The 18,437-nt window shown below is 62.8% G+C and carries 15 protein-coding genes; 8 read left to right on the top strand and 7 right to left on the bottom strand.

Going from position 1 to position 18,437, the window contains the following annotated elements; genetic code table 11:
- Positions 1-31 precede the first annotated feature (31 nt).
- The gene (locus ASD99_RS09120; RefSeq protein ID WP_082525435.1) at positions 32-1,984 is read right to left on the bottom strand and encodes an LTA synthase family protein; all 1,953 of its coding nucleotides are present in this window, start codon (positions 1,982-1,984) and stop codon (positions 32-34) included.
- 254 nt (positions 1,985-2,238) lie between these two features.
- On the opposite strand from ASD99_RS09120, the gene fabD reads away from it, so the two are divergent.
- From fabD to gmk, 7 genes are all read left to right on the top strand, one after another.
- Positions 2,239-3,180 (top strand): ACP S-malonyltransferase, encoded by a 942-nt coding sequence (gene fabD / locus ASD99_RS09115; RefSeq protein WP_056586950.1) that lies wholly within the window; start codon positions 2,239-2,241, stop codon positions 3,178-3,180.
- Positions 3,181-3,239: 59 nt separating this feature from the next.
- A complete protein-coding gene (gene fabG / locus ASD99_RS09110) occupies positions 3,240-3,977 on the top strand; it encodes a 3-oxoacyl-[acyl-carrier-protein] reductase (RefSeq protein WP_057143376.1) in 738 nt (245 codons plus the stop codon).
- 334 nt (positions 3,978-4,311) lie between these two features.
- Positions 4,312-4,548 (top strand): acyl carrier protein, encoded by a 237-nt coding sequence (locus ASD99_RS09105; RefSeq protein ID WP_006203723.1) that lies wholly within the window; start codon positions 4,312-4,314, stop codon positions 4,546-4,548.
- 34 nt (positions 4,549-4,582) lie between these two features.
- The gene (gene fabF, locus ASD99_RS09100; protein ID WP_057143375.1) at positions 4,583-5,845 is read left to right on the top strand and encodes a beta-ketoacyl-ACP synthase II; all 1,263 of its coding nucleotides are present in this window, start codon (positions 4,583-4,585) and stop codon (positions 5,843-5,845) included.
- Between the two features lie 102 nt (positions 5,846-5,947).
- Positions 5,948-7,198 (top strand): endolytic transglycosylase MltG, encoded by a 1,251-nt coding sequence (gene mltG / locus ASD99_RS09095; protein WP_057143374.1) that lies wholly within the window; start codon positions 5,948-5,950, stop codon positions 7,196-7,198.
- A gap of 159 nt (positions 7,199-7,357) precedes the next feature.
- Positions 7,358-8,248 carry a YicC/YloC family endoribonuclease gene (locus ASD99_RS09090; RefSeq protein ID WP_056587161.1) on the top strand — a complete coding sequence of 297 codons (891 nt, stop codon included), beginning with the start codon at positions 7,358-7,360 and terminating at the stop codon, positions 8,246-8,248.
- A gap of 3 nt (positions 8,249-8,251) precedes the next feature.
- Positions 8,252-8,908, top strand: coding sequence for a guanylate kinase (gmk, locus tag ASD99_RS09085; RefSeq protein WP_013532512.1), 657 nt, complete (start codon positions 8,252-8,254; stop codon positions 8,906-8,908).
- Positions 8,909-8,959: 51 nt separating this feature from the next.
- Here the strand turns inward: gmk and rsmA are convergent, their stop codons facing one another.
- The 6 genes from rsmA to lptF form a co-directional block, all read right to left on the bottom strand.
- Positions 8,960-9,799: a 16S rRNA (adenine(1518)-N(6)/adenine(1519)-N(6))-dimethyltransferase RsmA gene (rsmA, locus tag ASD99_RS09080; protein WP_056586958.1), complete on the bottom strand. Its 840-nt coding sequence runs from the start codon at positions 9,797-9,799 to the stop codon at positions 8,960-8,962.
- Between the two features lie 10 nt (positions 9,800-9,809).
- Positions 9,810-10,826, bottom strand: coding sequence for a 4-hydroxythreonine-4-phosphate dehydrogenase PdxA (gene pdxA / locus ASD99_RS09075; RefSeq protein WP_413813925.1), 1,017 nt, complete (start codon positions 10,824-10,826; stop codon positions 9,810-9,812).
- A 13-nt stretch (positions 10,827-10,839) separates the two neighbouring features.
- Positions 10,840-11,775, bottom strand: a complete 936-nt coding sequence (locus ASD99_RS09070) for a peptidylprolyl isomerase (protein ID WP_056586964.1) — start codon at positions 11,773-11,775, stop codon at positions 10,840-10,842.
- Between the two features lie 91 nt (positions 11,776-11,866).
- Complete coding sequence (locus ASD99_RS09065) at positions 11,867-14,269, bottom strand: LPS-assembly protein LptD (protein ID WP_056586968.1); 2,403 nt, start codon at positions 14,267-14,269, stop codon at positions 11,867-11,869.
- The gene (lptG, locus tag ASD99_RS09060) at positions 14,269-15,354 is read right to left on the bottom strand and encodes an LPS export ABC transporter permease LptG (RefSeq protein WP_200950980.1); all 1,086 of its coding nucleotides are present in this window, start codon (positions 15,352-15,354) and stop codon (positions 14,269-14,271) included. The genes ASD99_RS09065 and lptG overlap by 1 nt, the downstream gene beginning before the upstream one ends.
- Complete coding sequence (gene lptF / locus ASD99_RS09055; protein WP_056586974.1) at positions 15,351-16,553, bottom strand: LPS export ABC transporter permease LptF; 1,203 nt, start codon at positions 16,551-16,553, stop codon at positions 15,351-15,353. Before lptF ends, lptG begins: the two co-directional genes overlap by 4 nt.
- Positions 16,554-16,906: 353 nt before the next feature.
- Between lptF and ASD99_RS09050 the strand changes: the two genes are divergently transcribed.
- The gene (locus tag ASD99_RS09050; RefSeq protein WP_056587163.1) at positions 16,907-18,418 is read left to right on the top strand and encodes a leucyl aminopeptidase; all 1,512 of its coding nucleotides are present in this window, start codon (positions 16,907-16,909) and stop codon (positions 18,416-18,418) included.
- Positions 18,419-18,437: the final 19 nt, after the last annotated feature.

Below are 18,437 nucleotides of genomic sequence, written 5' to 3'. Positions count from 1 at the left end.
GAGAGACGGGCCGGCTCCTGACGGGGTCTGCTCAACTCGTATGGGCGACAACCTTGTCGACCGTTTCGGGGAAGAAGTCGGGCGCCGCGTGGCGTTTGCCGAACATCATATCGTACTGCAACAGGCGGAAATCACGGATCGCCGGGTCGATCTCCTTCTGCCGCGCCCAATCGGGCGTGGCGTCGCCAGCCGGCGTCAGCAACAGGTTGCGGTCGACGACGCGGTAGCGTTCGCTCATCTGGCCCAGGAAGCCGGTGTAGTAGGGATGGCTGATGCCGGCCTTCTTCAGGATATGATAGGGCAGGAAGGCAGGACTGACGGCGCCCATGTCTTCAGCCGGCCCGGTGCGGTTCGACCAGATGACCAGCGGCGTCTCGTGGTGTTCAAGGGCGGCCTCGGGCGACGCTTCCTTGCGCGGCGCGACATTGTCCTTCAGGAAACCGGTTTCGACGTAGACCGGCCCCAGCGGTGGCAGATGGTCGCCAAAGAAGGCGATCACCGTGGGGCGGGAGCGCTTCTTTGCCCATTCGACTAGGCGTTCAAGGCCGCGATCGGCATCGGCTGAGCCCTCCGCATAGCTGAGCAGCGATTCGCGCGCCCACTGGCTGATCGGCGACTGCACCGTATGAGTGGGATTGTAATAGCGGTTCGGCTCGTAGGGACCGTGGTTTTGCAGGCTGACCGCAAAGAAGAACGCCGGTTCGTCGCTGGCGTCGGCCTCGCTGATGATCTCGTCGGTCATCGCCGCATCCGATGCCAGCGGCCCGCGCTTTTGCATCGGCGGCAGCGTTTCTTCCGACTTGAAATCGTTGAAGCCGAAATCGGCATAGACCGCGCCACGGTTCCAGAACCAGTTGGTGCCGGGATGGATAGCGCGTGCCCGGTAACCCTGGCTCTTGAGGAAGGTCGCCAGTGAAGGTGTCGGCGTGCGCACATATTGCTGGTAGGGGATGCTGCCGGCAGGCAGGAATGCGTTGGAAAAGCCGGTCAGCGCCTCGAACTCGATGTTGGCTGTCATGCCGCCGAATTCCGGCGAGAACATCGAGCCCGAGCGCAGAGCCCGCACATTGGGGATCGGATCGGGCGTGATGGTGACGCCGGGCAGCTTGGTCGGATCCCAGAAGGATTCGCTCATGACGATGATGATGTCAGGTTTCTCGGCTGGCACTGAGGCGGTCACATCGGACCTGCCGATCGCCGCGATTGCCTTGTCGGAATAGCCTGGCGGCGCCGAGACATGCGCCATCGGCACGTTGAGGGCAAAGGCCAGTGCAAAGCCGTTGGAAGCATAGTTTTCCTTCTGGTCCCACATGATCGGGATGATCTGCAGCCGGTCCCTGGTCCAGGAGAAGGTGGCGTAGTCCATGATCGAAACGAAGAAGGCAAGCAGCGGCACCGCCAGCGTCAGCCGGGCAAGGCGGCCCTTGCGGCTGAGTGCGGGAACCTTGCGGCGCCACAGCCGCCAGCCATAGACGAGCAGCGACAGGCCGGCGACGATGCCGACGACCATGGCAAGCGCGGTCATCGGCCGGTCGCGCACCAAAAGCGGCAGCAGCGCGAAGATCTGGCGGGCATAGAGGAAATCGGTCGGATAGAGCGGATCGCCGAGATAGTGCGACTTCTGGTGACCGACGAAGGCAAGCGACAAGGTCAGCGGCGCGACGATCATCAGGCTCTGGTGGCTGCGGCCGAGCACCGCATCGAGCCCGATCAGGATCAGCGCAAACACGACAATGGTGGTCCAGCCAGGCTTGAGCGGCTGGAGGAAGAAGGAGACGGTGCCGGCAAAGTCGCCGCGCACGATCAACTCGATGGCAAACACCAGGACGGCAGCGATTGCCAGGCTGATCAGCCCATAGCGCACCACCGGCCATCTCCTCCCCGGCAGATAGCCGGTGGAGGGGTCGTCTTCCAGAAACTGTGGCGCGGCCTTGCCGGCGCGTTTGTAACTCTTTGCCACCTTAACTTCCCCACCCAGCGACAAACACGTCACTCGATTGTCATAGAATTGTCACGCAAAGCTAGCGCCTGTAGCGAAAATAAGAAGAGCCAGCAAACGAATCGTGAGCGGTTTTCATCAGGAGTGATCGCCAAAAAGCCTTTCGGAACAGGCACTCGGCGGACGAAGCTGCCGCCGGGCAGGGTCGAGCCGGGCTTGACTTGGCGGCCTGCCTTGCGTCACAGGCAAGAAAAACCCGTCTATCAGGCAAAGCAAAACCAGCCCTTGGGAGTCCTCGCATGGCCGTTGCATTAACCTTTCCCGGACAAGGCAGCCAGGCAGTCGGCATGGGCAAGGATCTAGCCGACGCCTTTCCCGAGGCGCGCAGGATATTCCAGGAAGTCGACGAGGCGCTCGGCGAAAGCCTGTCGAAGCTGATCTGGGAAGGGCCGGAAGAGACGTTGACGCTGACCGCCAACGCTCAGCCGGCGCTGATGGCAGTGTCGCTGGCCGCGATCCGGGCGCTGGAATCGCGCGGCTTATCGCTGAAAGGCAAGGTCGCGTATGTAGCCGGCCATTCGCTGGGCGAATATTCGGCACTCGCGGCCGCAGGCTTCGTTTCGGTTGCCGATGCCGCCAGGCTGCTGCGCATCCGCGGCAATGCCATGCAGGCGGCGGTGCCGGCCGGCGAGGGGGCAATGGCGGCGATCATCGGACTGGAGCAGGCCGATGTCGAAGCTGCTTGCGCCGAGGCAGGCAAAGGCTCTGTTTGCCAGATCGCCAACGACAATGGCGGCGGCCAACTGGTCATTTCCGGCGCTAAGGCCGCGGTCGAACTGGCCGCAAAACTGTGCACGGAAAAGGGCGCCAAGCGCGCGCTGTTGCTGCAGGTGTCCGCGCCCTTCCATTCGGCGCTGATGGCGCCGGCCGCGAACGTCATGCGCGACGCGCTCGACGGCGTGACAAGGAACGCGCCGGTCGTTCCGGTCGTCTCCAACGTGTCGGTGACGCCGTCGAGCGATCCGGACGAGATCGCCCGCCGCCTGGTCGAACAGATAACCGGCCGCGTGCGCTGGCGCGAGACGGTGGAATGGTTCGGCGCGAACGGCGTCACCACGCTTTACGAAATTGGCGCCGGCAAGGTGCTTTCGGGATTGGCACGCCGTATCAACCGCGACATCGCGACCGCGTCGGTCGGCTCCGCCGCTGAGGTCGAAGCTGCATTGGCAGCGCTTGCATAAAGCATCATTTGATCCCATCCCTGTAAAAAGGGTGTTCTCTTCTCAATCAGGAGACAGAAATGTTCGAATTGACTGGCCGCAAGGCGCTCGTCACCGGCGCATCCGGGGGCATCGGCGAGGCGATCGCCAGGGTGCTGCATGCGCAAGGCGCGATCGTCGGCCTGCATGGCACCCGGGTCGAGAAACTGGAAGCGCTGGGCGCCGAGCTTGGCGACCGGGTCAAGCTGTTTCCGGCCAATTTGTCCAACCGTGACGAGGTCAAGGCGCTCGGCCAGAAGGCGGAGGCAGATCTCGAAGGCGTCGACATCCTGGTCAACAATGCCGGCATCACCAAGGACGGGCTGTTCGTGCGCATGTCGGATGCCGACTGGGACACCGTGCTCGAGGTCAACCTGACCGCCGTGTTCAGGCTGACACGCGAACTCACCCACCCGATGATGCGCCGCCGCCATGGCCGCATCATCAACATCACCTCGGTCGTCGGCGTCACCGGCAATCCCGGCCAGACCAACTACTGCGCCTCCAAGGCCGGCATGATCGGCTTTTCCAAGTCGCTGGCGCAGGAGATCGCCACCCGCAACATCACCGTCAACTGCGTTGCCCCGGGCTTCATCGAATCGGCGATGACCGAAAAGCTCAACGACAAGCAGAAAGAGGCGATCATGGCGGCGATCCCGACGCGCCGCATGGGCACCAGCGCTGAAGTCGCGTCCGCCGTCGCCTATCTCGCCTCCAATGAAGCCGCCTACGTCACCGGCCAGACCATCCATGTGAATGGCGGCATGGCGATGATCTGACGGACCTTGTTGATAATTCTACCCTGCCAGCCATCTGCCGCGGTTGTTCGCGCTTCCGGTGCTCGCGTACTCCAAGTACGCACCGCTCCGGTTCTCGAAAACCGCACCATATCACTCGGCAGGGAGAATTCGGAACAACGTCCGGCGGGGCTGTGAAAAGAGACCATTTCGGCTTGGACCTCAGCTATTTTTCGTGTAATGCGGCCCGCAACCCGGCGGTTCGGGCAAAAACCGGTCTGTAGCCGTTGCGTTTCCGGCAGGACCATCTTTCAGCTTGATTAGCGGCATTCTGCCCGCTAACGAAGACAGACAAACAAAAGACGAGGATGCCCAAATGAGTGACACCGCAGAGCGCGTCAAGAAGATCGTCATCGAGCACCTTGGCGTCGATGCCGACAAAGTGACGGAGCAGGCGAGCTTCATCGATGATCTGGGCGCCGACAGCCTCGATACGGTCGAACTCGTCATGGCGTTCGAAGAAGAATTCGGCGTCGAGATTCCCGACGATGCAGCCGAGACCATCCTGACCGTCGGCGATGCCGTGAAGTACATCGACAAGGCTTCGGCCTGACGCTTTCTGCAGTCATCACCGGGGAGGACCTGCGATGAGGCGTGTCGTCGTCACGGGCCTTGGGTTGCTGTCGCCGTTCGGCATGGGCTTTGAGCACAGCTGGAAGGAACTTCTAACTGGCCGCAGCGCTGCCAAGCGCATCACCGAGTTCGAGGTGGAGGATCTTGCTTGCAAGATCGCCCACGTCATTCCGCGTGGCGACGGCAGCAATGCCACCTTCAATCCCGAGGCCGTGCTCGAGCCGAAGGAATTGCGCAAGATCGGCGACTTCATCCTGTACGGGATTGCCGCCGCCGACGAGGCGCTGAAGGATTCCGGCTGGAAACCCAAGACTCATGAAGAGCAATGCGCTACCGGCGTCCTGATCGGCTCCGGTATTGGCGGCATCGAGGGGATCGCCGAGAACGCGATGATCCTCAAGGAACGCGGCCCGCGCCGCATCAGCCCTTTCTTCATCCCGGGCCAGATCATCAATCTCGTCTCAGGGCAGGTTTCGATCCGGCACGGGCTGAAAGGCCCGAACCATGCCGTGGTCACGGCCTGTTCGACTGGCGCGCACGCCATTGGCGATGCGGCCCGGTTGATCATGTGGGGCGATGCCGACGTGATGGTCGCCGGTGGCGCCGAAGCGCCCGTGACGCGGCTGTCGATCGCCGGCTTCGCGGCGTGCCGGGCGCTGTCGACAGAGCGCAATGATTCACCGCAAACGGCGTCGCGTCCCTATGATCGCGACCGTGACGGCTTCGTCATGGGCGAGGGCGCCGGCGTTGTCGTGCTCGAGGAGCTCGAGCATGCCAAGGCGCGCGGCGCCAAAATCTATGCCGAGGTGACGGGTTATGGTCTCACTGGCGACGCGCATCACATCACGGCGCCCGCCGAGGATGGCGATGGTGCCTTCCGCTGCATGACGGCGGCGCTGAACCGGGCCAAGCTGACACCCGCCGATGTTGACTACATCAACGCCCACGGCACCTCGACCATGGCCGACACGATTGAGCTCGGCGCTGTCGAGCGGCTTGTCGGCAATGCAGCGTCGAAGATTTCGATGTCGTCGACCAAGTCGTCGATCGGGCACCTGCTTGGGGCGGCCGGTGCCGCCGAAGCGATCTTTTCGATCCTTGCCATCAGAGACAATGTCGCGCCGCCGACCATCAACCTCGACAACCCGGAGCGCGAAACCGCGATCGACCTGGTGCCGAACAAGCCGCGTGCCCGACAGATCGACGTGGCGCTGTCCAATTCCTTCGGCTTTGGTGGTACCAACGCGTCGCTGGTCTTCCAGCGCTACAATGGCTGATCGCCCGGCTATCGGGCGACGCTTTGGCGTGCCGTCAATTTTGCCATATTCGCCCCTACTCTGCCGCTGGGGATTCGTTGGGCGATCAAACGGTAGGGCGAAATGAACACAAATCCGGCAGGCAACGGAGAATTCGGGCAACGGCCGGCGACATCCGGACCGATCGTGCCGAAAACGGCCAGCGAGGCGTTGCGGCCGGAGGCCGGAACGCCGCCGCCGAAGCGCTCGCGTGCTTCACGCAGCCAGGTCGTCGTGTTCATGAACTTCGTCATCTCTTCGGTGATGCTGATGGTTCTGGCCGCCGGCGTCGCGGTCTATTTCGGCAAGCAGGAATTCACCGAGCCCGGCCCCTCGGCCAATGGCGACACCTTCCTGGTCAAGCCGAACACCGGCGTCCAGGATATCGCCGACCAGCTCGAACGCCGAGGACTGATCAGCGATGCCCGGATATTCCGCCTTGGCGTGCGGGCCTTCGGCAATGATTCCGCGCTGAAGGCCGGCGAGTACGAGATCAAGCCCAGGGCTTCCATGCGCGACATCATGGAGCTTTTGAAGAGCGGCAAGTCGGTGATGTATTCGCTGACCATTCCAGAGGGGCTGACGGTCGAGCAGGCGCTGCAGCGCATCGCCGACGAGACTGCCTTGAGCGGCGATATGCCGACGACCACGCCGCCGGAGGGCAGCCTCGCCACAGACACACTGCGTTTCACGCGCGGCGCGACGCGCCAGCAGATGGTCGACAAGCTGCTGGCGGATCAAAAGAAGCTGGTTGACGATGTCTGGCAGCGGCGCGCGCCGGACCTGCCGCTGGCAAACATCGAAGAGTTCGTTACGCTGGCTTCGATCGTCGAGAAGGAAACGGGCAAGGGTGACGAGCGCTCACGGGTGGCCGCCGTCTTCCTGAACCGGCTTGCCAAGGGCATGCGCCTGCAATCCGATCCAACGATCATCTACGGGCTGTTCGGCGGCAAGGGCAAGCCGGCGGACCGGCCGATCTATCAGTCGGACATCCAGAAGCAGACGCCCTACAACACCTATGTGATCAACGGTTTGCCACCGACGCCGATCGCCAATCCGGGCCGTGCAGCGCTGGAGGCGGTGGCCAATCCGTCGAAGACCGACGACCTCTATTTCGTTGCTGATGGCACCGGCGGGCACGTCTTTGCCGCGACGTTGGACGAGCACAACGAGAATGTCGCCCGCTATCGCGCCTTGCAGAAGAAGCAGGCGGATGAGGCCGCCAAGGCCGCCAACACCACTGGCGCCGACGACAGCAATGCCGACAAGCCGGCTGACAGCGCGCCGGCCGAGGGTGGCGACGACAGCGGCGGTGATGCGGGCGCTGCCCAGTAGAATAAAGAAGGGGCATTGCTCACCAGGCGATGCCCTGACATTTGGAAGAGCGCCGCGCGTCCGATTTCGACGCGCCTGCGGCGCAGTCATTTTCAAGCCGCACTTGCTCCTCTCCGGAAAGCCGGTTTCGGGGTGGTGCACCAGGGATGTGTGGGCGATATGAATTTGCAGAGCATGACCGGTTTTGCACGTGCCGTCGCCGAGCATGAGGGCACCTCGATCGCCTGGGAGGTCAAGTCCGTCAACGGCAAGAGCGTCGAGGTACGGTTGCGACTGCCGCAAGGCTTCGAGCGGCTGGAACCAGCCGTCCGGCAGTTGCTTCAGAAGCGTTTTGCGCGCGGCAATTTCCAGGCGACGCTGACCATCGGCCGCGCCGCCGGCGCGCAGGCGCAGCCGGTCGTCAACGAAGCCTTCCTGAAGGACCTGGCCGGGCTCGCCAAGCGGCTGCAGGAGCAATTCGGCGCTGCCCCCGCGACATCAGACGGATTGCTGTCGCTGCGCGGCGTGCTCGACATTCCCGAAACTGTCGAAACCGAAGAGGCGAGGGCCGCGCTCGATGCCGCGATCATGGCCGCGCTCGAGGTGGCCTTGAAAGGGCTCGAACAGGCACGACAGAGCGAAGGCAACGCGCTGGCTTTGCTGTTGTCGGGGCATATCGACACAATCGAGGTGCTGACGCTGCGGGCAGAAGTGGATCCGTCACGCGAGACGGTGGCGATCCGCGAGCGCATCGCCGAGCAGGTCAGGCTGCTGATGGACGCTTCCGCCAATCTGGACGCGACCCGGCTGCACATGGAGGCGGCGTTCCTGGCCACCAAAGCCGATATTCGCGAAGAGATCGACCGGCTGAAAACGCATGTCGCATCCGGTCGGGCACTGCTGGAGGGCGGCGGCGCCGTTGGCCGCAAGCTCGATTTTCTGGCACAGGAATTTAACCGCGAATCGAATACGCTGTGTTCGAAGTCGAATGCCGCCGCCGTCACCGCGATCGGGCTGGAACTGAAGGCGGTGGTCGACCAGTTTCGTGAACAGATCCAGAATCTGGAGTAGCCGATGGTTGCCAAGGATTTGGGTTCCCGCATTCGCCGCCGGGGCCTGATGCTCGTCCTGTCGTCGCCATCCGGCGCCGGCAAGTCGACGATCGCGCGCAATCTTCTGGAAAGCGATTCCAGCCTCGAACTGTCGGTCTCGGTCACCACCAGACCGCGCCGAGGCAGCGAGATCGAGGGCGTCCACTACCATTTTCGGACGATGCGCGAGTTTGAGCGGCTGCGCGATTCCGACGCGCTGCTGGAATGGGCCGAGGTGCACGGCAATTGCTATGCGACTCCGCGCGAACCGGCCGAATTGGCGCTGTCTGAAGGGCGCGACATGCTGTTCGACATCGACTGGCAAGGTGCCCAGCAGCTCAAGGAGAAGATGCGCGCCGACATTGTCTCGATCTTCATCCTGCCGCCATCGATGAAGGAATTGAAGGCGCGGCTGAAGCGCCGCGCCGAGGACCAGGAAGCTGTGATCGAGACGCGGTTGAAAAACGCCCGCAATGAGATCGAGCACTGGAAGGAATATGATTTCGTCATCGTCAATGACGACCTCGACCGAGCCTTCGCCGAAGTGCGCGGCATTGTCGTCGCCGAGCGGCTAAGACGCGACCGCCGGCCCGGCCTGTTCGATTTCGTCTCGGGATTGTTGGACGAGAAGACGGGCTGAGGCCTTTTCCCTTCTCCCACAAACAAGGGGAGAACGCAGAGACAGCGCTTCCTACACCGCATTGGTCAGTCGCACGAATTCCTCGACGCTGAGCGTCTCGGCGCGGCGTGTCGGATCGATGCCGGCGCGCTCGAGCAGGGCCTCGCCGCCGAGACTCTTCACGCTCTGTCGCAGCATCTTGCGACGTTGGCCGAAGGCGGCTTCGGTGACGCGACCGAGTTTTTTCACCTCGGCGCGCAGAGGAATCAGGCGCGGCACCAGATGCACCACCGAGGAGGTGACCTTTGGCGGCGGCGTGAATGCCTGTGGCGGCACGTCGAAGGCGATCCTCGCCTCCGTCCGCCAGCCGGCAAGAACTCCCAGCCGGCCATAGCTGTCGCTGCCGGCGGGCGCGACGATGCGCTCGGCCACCTCGCGCTGGAACATCAAAGTCATCGAGCTGTAGAAGGGCGGCCAGTCGCTGACCGTCAACCAGCGCACCAGCAGCTCCGTGCCGATGTTGTAGGGCAGGTTGGCCACGATCTTTACCGGGCCACCGTTCCCGGTCGCCCGACTGGCAAGTGCCGCGAAATCCGTCTTCAGCGCATCGCCGGAAACAACCTCCAGCCGGCCGGGATAATGATCGGACAGTTCGGCAAGGGCAGCCAGGCAGCGTTCGTCACGCTCGATGGCAATGACGTGGCGCGCTCCGTTGGAAAGCAAGGCGCGGGTCAGCCCGCCGGGACCGGGACCGACCTCGATCACGGTTGCATCGGACAAGTCGCCGGCGGTTCGGGCGATCTTGCCGGTGAGGTTGAGGTCGAGCAGGAAATTCTGGCCGAGCGCCTTCTTCGCCTGCAGGCCATGACGCTCGATCACCTCGCGCAGCGGCGGCAGACCGTCGATGCTCATGCCTGCGGTCTCATTCGGCAACTGCCTTCGTGTTTGTGTCGGCCAGCCGCCGGGCAAGCTTCAGCGCCGCCATCAGGCTGTCGGGCCGCGCCACGCCCTTGCCGGCGATGTCGAACGCCGTGCCGTGGTCGGGTGAGGTGCGGATGAAGGGCAGGCCGAGCGTGACATTGACCGCCTCGTCGAAGGCCAGCGCCTTGGCCGGGATCAGCGCTTGGTCGTGATACATGCAGAGGGCCGCGTCGTAGCCGGCCCGTGCCCGGGCGTGGAACAGCGTGTCGGCTGGCAGCGGGCCGAAAGCGTCGATCCCTTCGGCACGCAGGATATCGACCGCCGGGCGCACGATCAGCTCGTCCTCGAGTCCCATGGCGCCGCCTTCGCCCGCATGCGGATTGAGCCCGGCAATGGCGAGCCTCGGCCGGGCGATGCCGAAGCGGCCGGTAAGGTCGGCGGCGGTGATGCGCGCGGTGGCGACGATCAGTTCGGTGGTCAGTGCCTTCGGCACCTCAGCCAGCGCGATGTGGATGGTGACGGGAACGGTGCGCAGGTCGGGGCCTGCCAGCATCATCACCGGCATCGCTTCGACGCCGCTGTGCCGGGCCGCCAGATGCGCCAGATATTCGGTGTGGCCTGGGAAGCGAAAGCCGGCATCGTAGAGCGGCTTCTTGGCGATGGGGCAGGTGACGACGGCCGAGGCTTCGCCGGCAAGGCAGTCGGCGACGGCGCGGTCGATGGCTTCGATGGTGGCGGCCGCATTGGCCAGGTCGGGCCGGCCGGGGCTGTCGATGCAGCGGGCAGTCAGTGGAACGATCGGCAAGGCGCGGGCAAAGACTTGCGCCGCTTGCGCTGGTGTCGTTTCGACGATCGGCAGCGAAATGCCGAGGAGGCGCGCCCGCGAGGCGATCAGCGCCGGATCGGCGAGCAGATAGAAGGCGGGCACGGCGGCAGCCTCGCGCGCCATGAAGGCCGCGATGGCGATCTCCGGCCCGATGCCGGACGGATCGCCGGCGCTCAACGCAAGCGCAGCCACGGTGGTGCCCACGTCAGCGCTTGACGATGCGGGCTTTCGCCTTCAGCTCGTCGACATATTTCTTGCTGAGCTCGTCGGCGTTCTTGTCGCCGGAGCCTTCGTTCTGGAACACCATCTGCGCGACCTTGTCGTCGGACACTTCGCGCGACGAGCAGATGCCGATGAATTCGACGCCGCGTTCGGTTTCGCGCGTGACGGTGGCGCCGCCGACCTTGGTAGCCTTGATCTGCTCGGCCCAGTCCGGTGGCAGTTGCGGCGCCAGCACCCGGCCCAGATCGCGAACGGTGACGTCGACCAGGCCCTTGGCGAATTCGCGCGTCGTGTTGCAGCCGTTGAAGCGGGCGCGCATGGCATCGGCCTCGCGCTTGCGCTTGCCCAGCGTCGCGCTGCGTTCGGCCGCCGGAACCACGAAGATGACCTGCTGCAGCATGTACTCGGTGGCGCTCGGCTTGGATCCGCCTTTTTCGAGCATCTTCCTGACAAGATCCTGTTCGCTGACGGCACCGGTGCCGTCGCCGGAACGGTAGCGCGCGCTCAACGCCTGGTTCCAGGCCATCTGGGCGCGGATGAATTCCTTGAAGTGGCTCTTGGTGACGCCCGACTTCTCCATGACGCCGTCGAGCTGGCTGAGCTGCATCTTGTTGCTTGACGCAAAGCGCTGATACGCCGCCTCGACCTGAGCGTCGCTGATGCGGATGCCAAGCCGCTTGGCCTCGGCCATGCGCAGCGTCTGGTCGATCATTTCCTGGCCGGCATCACCCTTCTTGCGCTGCAGCTTCAGAAAGGCGGCGCGATGGGCAATGTCGCCGGTGGTGACCGGAATGTCGTTGACGACGTATTTGATCTCGCTGGCGAAAGCCGGTGGCGTCATCGCGGTGATCGACACGCACGTCGCTGCCACAAGCAACGCGAAACCTGCTGAAAAGAGGTATTTCCTCATCCTTGGCATCCCAATTCTATCCCGGTTCCGCCCAATTTCATCTTGTCCAGATGCGCGAAATCCGTGCCAGCCCTATGCGGCGAAACGATGTCGCCGATTGTTACTGGATCGAGTCGATGGCGCTGGTCGACGAGCCGAAATCGCCGAGAGTGCGGAACGACAGATTGAAGCCGATGGTCTGCGACACCTCCCTGGTGTTTATGTCGCGCGACTGCGAGTAGGTCATCAAATAGGTGAAGCAGGAATCGTTGTAGGCGAAGCCGACGCCATCCTTGACCAGCAGGCTCTCCTGCAGGTCGTAGGTTCCGGTGCCGAAGACGCGCCAGTTTTCGGCGAGATGCGTCGATGCACCGAGCGTGACTTCATGGCGGTCTTCTGTGAAGCCGTATAGTGGCTGGGCCTGGATGAAGGCGTATTTGGCGCTCAGCGACACCGGCAGGCCGGAATAGGCGGCCTTCACCTCGGCGCGGCGGATCTCAAAGCTCTGTTCGTCGAAACGGCCGCCGACCGAGGCGGCGAAGCCGTTGGGGCTGTTGATGCCAAACAGGCCGACATAGTCGGACTTGGTCGTGTCGAGGCCGGAATTGGCGCCGACATTGACCAGATCCGGCACGGCGAAGGAGTTCTCGCCGCCGATCTGATAGGATTGGCCGAAAATGGCATTGGTGCCCCAGCCATTGTTGTAGGACCCGGAATAGCGGAAGCCGACATTGGCGCGCGAACCGCCTTCGACGCGGTCATAACCGGAGAATTTGTCGCGTTCGAACAAGGTGGTTGCGTCGAACACCATGCTTTGCGCATCTTCGTTGGGAACGGCCAGACCGCCGACATATTGTTCGTTCGGGCGCATGAAGACCTGCGCCATTGGTTCGATAACGTGGCTCGACCCGCTGGCCATGGAAAACAGCACCGGCCAACGCATCTCAAGGCCTGCGGTTGCCATGTAACGGGCAAACGACGAGCGCATATCGGCCTGCTCGCCCAAATTCGTTGCCATATCGTTGATGGCGTTGAGTGAAGCCGATGATGCGTTCAGGTAGTCAACGTCACCCTGCAGCGCAAGCAACGGCGTCAGCACCAGCCCGCCATCGGTGACGAAGCTCCGCTTCCACTCGGCCTCGGCAGTGAGACGGCCCGAGTCGCCTTCGATGCCAGGGACACGCTGCGTGGGGACGAAGCGTGTCTTATCGAGATCATCACGACGGATGACTCGCGCATTCACATTGAGGGACAACTGGCCGCCGGCCACCGATACGTCGGGGATATAGGCGTAGTCGAGCGACGGCAGCACCCAGGGCTGTTGTCCGCTTCGCGCGGAGATGTTGTCGTCGGGCGTATCTTCCTGCACTTCGAAGTGCATGGCGCGCACGTCGAAATAGTTGCGGCCGTTGAGGCCCGTCAGGTAGACCGACGACTGGTGGACGGAAGCATTGTACTTGTCGATGTTGTAGGTGTTCGAGAAGTTCTTGTCGGTCTGCAGCAGCACATCCCAGCCGAAATCCCAGCGCGGATTGATGGCGAACTGGCCTTGGGTTCCCATCATGCCGCGGAATTTGTTGGGATCGCCCGCCGCACCCGAATCGACATTGCGACCGGCGGCGTCGATGAAGGCGTCGGGATCGTTCTGCCGAATCCCGGCGATCTTCAAACTGTACTGGCCATTGTTGAAGCGCTGGCGCCACTCGGCCTCACCGAGGAAGCCCTGCTTGGTGTAGCCGGTGCCGGTGACGGTCAGGTCATAGGTCGGCGACAAGGCGAAATAATAGGGAATTTTCACGCCGACGCCTAGATCGTCGTTGTAGACGATGCCGGGAATCAGGAAGCCGCTCTTACGCTTCACCGTCGGGTCCGCAATCTCGAATGCAGGCAGATAGGCGAGCGGGAAACCGAAGAACTCGAAATTCGCATTCTCGAAGCGAACCGTCTTCTTCTCGCCGTTCCAGATGATCTTCTTGGCCTTGACGCGCCAAGTCGGCGCTTTGTCGGGCTTGTCCTCGCACGGTTCGCAGGCGGTGTAGACGCCATTGTGGAACGTGGTCAGGACGCCGCCCATGCGCTCGGCGCTTTCGGCGGCGAAATAGGCCTTGTCGATGGTTTCGACGCGCAACGCGTTGACGAAGCCGTCTGCGAAATCATCGGTGATGTCGATATGTTCCGAATTGATCTTGGTGCCGTCGCTGTTGATGACTTCGACGTTGCCGCTCGCGACCATCCGCTTGGTGTTGCGGTTGTATTCGACCCGCTGGGCAACAAGGCGATTGCCACCATAATCGATCTGCACGCCACCGACGGCGGTCACCGTCTGGTTGTCGTTGTTGTAGACCAGCGTATCGGCCGCCAGCAGCATCTGCGAGCCGGACGGAACCGATGTCGCCATGTCGCCGACATCCTGCGCGAACGCCGGCATCGGGACGACGCAGGCAAGCACGCACGCCAAGGCGGTCGCCGCATAGAGGCGCGCCAAACGGGCCTGCCTGTTGCTGGGCAAAAACGCCTCCCTCACTAGCCGTCTTCCTTGTATAGCAGGAAAGTCACCCCGAAGAACATAGCCACTACGACTGGCACCCATGCGGCTACGACAGTCGGCACAAATCCCGCCACGCCGAATGCCTTCACCAGCACCGAAACGACATAAAGCAGAAAGCCGGCGACGATGCCACCCAGAATCATCGTTGCCGATTGCCCCATCCTAGCAAATTGCATTGAAACCGTTGCCGCAATCAGCGTCATGGCGACGAGAAGGAACGGCAACGCCACCAGCGAATCAAACTGCATGGCAAAGGCATTTGCCTTGAGGCCGAAGGAGCGGGCAACCTCGATCTTTCCAGGCAGGTCATAGAAAGGGATGGTTTCGGGGCGCGCCAGTCGCTCTTGCACGAATTCGGGCTTCAGATTGGTCGGCACGCGATCGCTTGCCGATGCCTGGATCGTGCCGTTCTGGAGCGTCTTGACGTTCTGCAATTCCCAATAGCCGTCGCGCAGGAGGGCGCGCGCAGCGTCCTTGCGCTCGACGATGTTGCCTTGCGGGTCGAGAATGAAAAAGACGACATCGGCCATCTCCAGGCCCTGGTTCAGGATGGCTCGCGCACCGATGATGGTGTCCCCCGAACTGGTTTTCTGCCGAATCCAGGGTGCGGCATCGGCCGAAACCGTATTCGATTTGCCGGAACGCAACTGGGTTTCGATCTGCTCGGACCAGGAGAATGCGTGCGCGGCGAGCGGATTGATGACGCCAACCGACAAGACGCCGAACAGCAAGGCTCCGATGCAGCATGGCAACAGGAACTGCCAGGCGGAAACGCCGGCGGAACGCGCGATGACCAGTTCGTAGCGCCGGTTAAGCGACACCAGCGTCGCCATCGCCGAGAACAGACCGACAAACGGCACCGTCTGCAGCATGATCATCGGCATTCGGAGCCCCGAAATGGCCACTGCCGTTCCGTAGGTGAAGCCGGGCAGGCCGGTGGTGCGGCCGGAGAGTTCGGTGAAATCGATCAGGAACACCAGTGCCAGGAGGCCGATGAAGAACCAGATGGTGATCGTCACATAGCGGAAGAAGAAATAGCGGCCCAGCGTCCAGCCCATCAGCTGACCCCTTGCCCTGAAGTGCCGCGTCTGGACAAACGCAGTTTGAGAGCGTTCCAGCTGTCACCGGTGCGCGTGGCGAAGTTTGTCATCCAGTCAGCCCAGGCCACCGGCAGTTCCATGGTCCGGTTGGAGACGATGAACCAGATCGCCACCGCGGAAGCCGCGATCGGTACGCCATACACCATATAGGCATATTGCGGGATCTCATCGGCCTTGCTGGCGGCAAAAAAGCCCAGCCAACGCACGAACAGCGATATCCCGATGGCCGTGATCAGCGGATTGACGCGCGCCTCACGATGCGAGCGCGCGTCTCCGGCGACCGCCAGCGCGATGAGCGCGAAGACCATGGAATACGTCCATTCCGAAAACCGCTGGTTGACCTCGGCCTGGTATTCGTAGGGGTTCTGCTGATAATTTTTGTCGTTGGCACTCGGGTTGAGCAGGTACTGGGTCGTCTGGTCCTTCGGCAGGAGCGTCACCGCCGAAGCCGCCGCCATGAAGGCCGACATGTCGAAGGCATAGGAGGTGAAGCGGATGACGGAGAGATCGCCGGTCAGCGTTTTGCGATGGATGACGCCGTCATTCATCATCAGCACCTTTTCGCCGCCGCGTTCGACGATGCTGCCGGTCTTGGCGTAGTAGACGAGGTTGACGCCTTCTTCGCGCGAATCGGCGACGAAAATGCCGCCCAGCCGATTGTCTGGAAGCCGCTCGCCGATCTGCAGGAACAGCCCGTCCTCGATCTTGCGGAAGGTGCCTTCCTGGATGATCAGCGACAACAGATCCGCGCGTGACGACGCCACCAGGGCCCGGTTCTTCTGCCGAGCATAGGGGTCGATGCCGTTGTCGACGGCAAAGGAAAAGACGGCGGCTACCAGCGCCAAAAGCATGATCGGCCGCACGATCGTCCAGCGCGAGGCGCCCGCAGCGTTGACGACGGCGAGTTCCGAATCCGAATTCATGGCACTGAGTGTCTGTGCGACCGCCACCACCAGCGCAAACGGCACCACGATCGGGATGATGGACGGAAGAATGAGGGCAGCGACTTCGAAGAAGGTCAGCGCCGACTGGCCGCTGTCGGTGACCAGGTCGATCTTTGCCAGCACCTGCGTCGTCCACACGATGGCCAGCGTCCAGACAAGCGCGGCCAAGAAAACCACGAAAGCGCGGCGCATGATGTAGCGTTCAACGACCTTCATGAAGGCTTTTCTCGATTTTCTCGAACGGCATCATGCCACCGCACAAGGGTAGCTGTCCGGCAGCGCCTGCACAACTGGCTCCAACAGATGGTCGATCCGGTTCCCGTTCCAAGTCACCCGCCCCGGCGGGCCGGAGTGTCGGCGGGAATGGATAAGAAAGGGAGAACATCGATGGTTAACAATAGGTTGCGGCAAAAAGCGGGGCCGTGCCGCGAAGAATCACCATCGATTCCATTGGTGATATGGGGTGTGAATTTGGCAAAGTCTTGCCAAATGCCGGAAAACGACCAAATGTCGCGCATCGTTTCGAACCGCTTCCCCAAAAGCTGCGCATTCTCTGAAAGCAGGACATGATGAATCCAAGACCGTCGATCGCCTTCGCCAAATTTTCCGCACCCCAGACCGCGGCGAACAAGAAGGGCACAGTCTTCGTGCTGTTGGCGGATGAGGGTGGCCTGAGCGACGCCGCCAAGGCTTGCGATCCCGGCAAGACGCTGGAGCGGGCCTTTCCGGTGGCCGAGTTTACGGGCAAGTTCGCCGGCACGGTGGAAGTTCTGGCGCCGCAGGGCGCGTCGCTCGACAGGCTGGTGGCGATAGGCGCAGGCAAGGTGTCGGGGCTCGACGACTATGCGTGGCTGAAGCTTGGCGGCACCATTGCCGCGTCGCTGCGCAAGGCGACCGAGGTGGTGGTGGTGCTCGATCTCGTCGGCGCGTCGCCAAGCGGCAAGGATGCGGCGAGCCTTGCAGCGGGCATTCTTTTGCGCAGCTATTCCTTCGACAAGTACAAGACCAGGAAGGACAAGGACGACGGCAAGGCAGAGCCGAAAAAGCCGGTCAAGGTGACCATCCACACGGCAGATCCGGCCGCGGCGAAAAAAGCCTTCACCGACGCCGAGGCGGTGATCGACGGCGTCCTTCTGGCGCGCGACCTGGTCAACGAACCGGCAAACGTGCTCGGGCCGGTCGAGTTCGCCGCCCGCGCCAAGGAACTCGAGGCGCTCGGCGTCAAGGTCGAGATCTTGGCCGAGAAGGAGATGAAGAAGCTCGGCATGGGCTCGCTGCTCGGTGTCGCGCAAGGCTCGCCGCGCGGCGCCCGCATGGCGATCATGCAGTGGAACGGCGGCAAGCCAAAGGACAGCCCGGTTGCCTTCGTCGGCAAGGGCGTCACCTTTGACACCGGCGGCAATTCGATGAAGCCGGCGTCCGGCATGGAGGACATGAAGGGCGACATGGGGGGTGCCGCTGCAGTGACTGGCCTGATGCATGCGCTGGCCGCGCGCAAGGCGAAGGCCAACGTCGTCGGCGTCATCGGCCTGGTCGAAAACGCCGTCGACGGCCACGCCCAGCGCCCCGGTGACATCGTCACCTCGATGTCGGGCCAGACCATCGAGGTGCTCAACACCGACGCGGAAGGCCGCCTCGTGCTGGCCGATGCGCTATGGTACTGCAACGACCGCTTCCAGCCGAAATTCATGGTCAATCTGGCGACGCTGACCGGCGCCGTCATGGTCGCGCTCGGCCAGCACTATGCCGGCCTGTTTTCCAACAATGACGAACTGTCCGAAAGGCTGACGGCGGCGGGGCAGGCAACGCAGGAGCGGCTGTGGCGCATGCCGCTCGGCGCCGAATACGACAAGCTGATCGATTCCAAGAACGCCGACATGAAGAACATCGGCGGCCGCTATGGCGGCGCCATTATCGCCGCGCAATTCCTGCAGCGCTTCGTCAAGGACACGCCTTGGGCGCATCTCGACATTGCCGGCACCGCGATGGGCTCGCCGTCGAACGAGATCAACCAATCCTGGGGTTCGGGTTTCGGCGTCAGGCTGCTCGACCGGCTGGTGCGCGACAATTATGAGCAGTGAGCGGATTCAATCACTATAG

Source organism: Mesorhizobium sp. Root695 (genome assembly GCF_001428185.1).
Lineage (GTDB): Bacteria > Pseudomonadota > Alphaproteobacteria > Rhizobiales > Rhizobiaceae > Mesorhizobium.
The sequence above is the reverse complement of the archived record's forward strand: the minus strand, read 5'-3'. Positions and strand labels throughout refer to the sequence as shown.

What these genes read in the sequence shown, in the direction of transcription:
- ASD99_RS09050 (WP_056587163.1), top strand. Translation starts at nt 16,907, where the DNA reads ATGAATCCAAGACCGTCGATCGCCTTCGCCAAATTTTCCGCACCCCAG.
- fabG (WP_057143376.1), top strand. Translation starts at nt 3,240, where the DNA reads ATGTTCGAATTGACTGGCCGCAAGGCGCTCGTCACCGGCGCATCCGGG.
- ASD99_RS09070 (WP_056586964.1), bottom strand. Translation starts at nt 11,775, where the DNA reads ATGCCAAGGATGAGGAAATACCTCTTTTCAGCAGGTTTCGCGTTGCTT.
- rsmA (WP_056586958.1), bottom strand. Translation starts at nt 9,799, where the DNA reads ATGAGCATCGACGGTCTGCCGCCGCTGCGCGAGGTGATCGAGCGTCAT.
- gmk (WP_013532512.1), top strand. Translation starts at nt 8,252, where the DNA reads ATGGTTGCCAAGGATTTGGGTTCCCGCATTCGCCGCCGGGGCCTGATG.
- mltG (WP_057143374.1), top strand. Translation starts at nt 5,948, where the DNA reads ATGAACACAAATCCGGCAGGCAACGGAGAATTCGGGCAACGGCCGGCG.
- lptF (WP_056586974.1), bottom strand. Translation starts at nt 16,553, where the DNA reads ATGAAGGTCGTTGAACGCTACATCATGCGCCGCGCTTTCGTGGTTTTC.
- fabD (WP_056586950.1), top strand. Translation starts at nt 2,239, where the DNA reads ATGGCCGTTGCATTAACCTTTCCCGGACAAGGCAGCCAGGCAGTCGGC.
- ASD99_RS09090 (WP_056587161.1), top strand. Translation starts at nt 7,358, where the DNA reads ATGAATTTGCAGAGCATGACCGGTTTTGCACGTGCCGTCGCCGAGCAT.
- ASD99_RS09105 (WP_006203723.1), top strand. Translation starts at nt 4,312, where the DNA reads ATGAGTGACACCGCAGAGCGCGTCAAGAAGATCGTCATCGAGCACCTT.
- fabF (WP_057143375.1), top strand. Translation starts at nt 4,583, where the DNA reads ATGAGGCGTGTCGTCGTCACGGGCCTTGGGTTGCTGTCGCCGTTCGGC.